We start from the raw sequence: 2,082 nt of genomic DNA, 5'->3' as shown, positions 1-2,082 counted from the left end.
AACGGTTCGTCACCTGCTTGTTTAAGTTTCTGGAGAGGAAATTTCATAGTTATCACCTCATGGCAACAAGAGTTATTGTAAAAGGATTTACGTCATTTGTCAATATTTTTTCTTTACAGCAAATGCTACCCATTTCTCAATGGTTTCATTAAGATAACATATTTTGCCCTTTGTATGCGAATTTTCTTCCTCTTCATGATAAAATAAATTCAATACATGTTTAAATCTACTTTATTTTGAAGGAGGAACTCATTTGAAAGCATGCGGGGTTATCGTGGAATACAATCCTTTTCATAATGGTCATCTTTATCACCTGGAACGTTCGAAAGAAACTGCAGAAGCTGATTGTATGATTGCCATCATGAGTGGAAACTTCCTGCAGCGCGGGGAACCTGCCATCATTGATAAATGGCACCGGGCTGAAGCAGCCTTAAAATCTGGTGCTGATCTCGTACTGGAGCTTCCCTACATATATGCTGTTGAGCACAGTGACTATTTCAGTCAGGGAGCCGTGCAGGCTCTTTCTGAAATTGGGGTGGAATCTATCTGTTTCGGCAGTGAAAGTGGTGATATACAGGCTTTTCTAAGCGCTCACGATCATTTGGAGCAACATGCGGGGCTTTATGATGAAACCGTAAGGAAACATTTAAATCAGGGGTACTCCTTTCCTGAAGCCTCTCGTTTTGGTTACCAGGCTGTTGAGTTGCCAACGAATAGTATTGATCTGGCTCAGCCCAACAATATTCTGGGCTACAGCTACGTAAAACAAATCCTCGCCTACAATAATCAGATTCGTCCTCTTACCATTAAAAGAGAAAAAAATCATTACCATGACGAAACAATTGAGGGAAATATTGCAAGTGCCACCAGTATAAGAAAAGAACTCTTAGCTGACGGCATGAACCTCCTTGTTCAGGACTCTATACCAGAAGCCACTCGGGACCAGCTGCTTTTATATAAGGAAAACAAGGGCATGTGGCATGAATGGAATCAATATTTCTCCTTACTGCAGCACAAAATCTTAACTTTGAAACCGAAAGATCTTCGTTCTATCCAAGGAGTCGATGAAGGGCTTGAACACCGGCTTCAACGAATCATTAAAGAATCTGAGAATTTTCAGCAGTTTATGGAAAAATTAAAGACGAAACGTTATACGTGGACAAGATTGCAGCGCACGCTCGTGCATATTTTGACAGGCACTGAAAAGCAGGATGCTCAATTGCTGCTGAACCAGCCTCCACCTTATGTACGCGTATTAGCTATGAGTGACACCGGGAAAGATTATTTGCGTTCCACTAAGAAACAGATGGGAATTCCCTTACTCACACAGCCACAGCAAATGAATCATCTTATGCTGGATATTGAAGAGAGAGCTGCGATCGCCTACTACAGTGTATTAGAAGCCTCTGTAAGGAACGCTATGATAAAAAGAGAGTACGGTGCCCCTGTTCAACATTAAAAAAGAAGCAGCCTTCTTTAAAAGGCTGCTTCTTTAGTATCAGGCTGGGTCAAGGTCCTTAAGATAGGTTAGAGCCTCCTGGAACGTATCCACGGGAACTACCTTCATATCTGTCTCAATGTCCTCTGCGGTCCGTTTGGCTACTTGATAATTAGAGTTTTTACGTCCTTCTTCATTCGGAGCAAGAAAGATGTCCGCCCCATCTTTAGAGGCCGCTACCACTTTCTTATCTATACCGCCGATTCTTCCTACTTGTCCTTCGTAGTTAATTTCACCGGTCCCCGCAATTTGAAATCCTTTCGTAACATCGTTTTCTGTTAACTGATCATAGATCTCAAGCGAGAACATTAAGCCAGCGCTGGGTCCGCCGATTTCTCCGCTCTTCACTTTAACTTCTGGATCAACCTTGACGGAACGATCCGTTACAAGCGAAATTCCTACGCCTACTTTATCTGGGTTGTCAGGAAATGGAGCTAGCTCAATGTCTTTTTGAAGTGTCTCTTCATCTCTTTTGATCGTTAATGTTACATTTGATCCTTTTTTCATATCAGTGACATAATTAATTAAGTCGCTGGACTCCTCGATTTTCTTTCCATCAACTTCCAGAATTTCATCACCTGATT

General features: G+C 41.8%; 2 protein-coding genes. One reads left to right on the top strand and one right to left on the bottom strand.

Annotated features, from left to right (window positions below; genetic code table 11):
- The first annotated feature begins 253 nt into the window (after window positions 1-253).
- Complete coding sequence (locus tag WAM07_RS04810) at window positions 254-1,459, top strand: nucleotidyltransferase (RefSeq protein ID WP_422165237.1); 1,206 nt, start codon at window positions 254-256, stop codon at window positions 1,457-1,459.
- Between the two features lie 39 nt (window positions 1,460-1,498).
- Here the strand turns inward: WAM07_RS04810 and WAM07_RS04805 are convergent.
- A partial coding sequence (locus WAM07_RS04805) for a S16 family serine protease (protein ID WP_422165235.1) occupies window positions 1,499-2,082 on the bottom strand: 584 nt, incomplete at its 5' end.

Source organism: Halobacillus sp. (assembly GCF_049282395.1).
Classification (GTDB): domain Bacteria; phylum Bacillota; class Bacilli; order Bacillales; family Halobacillaceae; genus Halobacillus.
The sequence above is the reverse complement of the archived record's forward strand: the minus strand, read 5'-3'. Positions and strand labels throughout refer to the sequence as shown.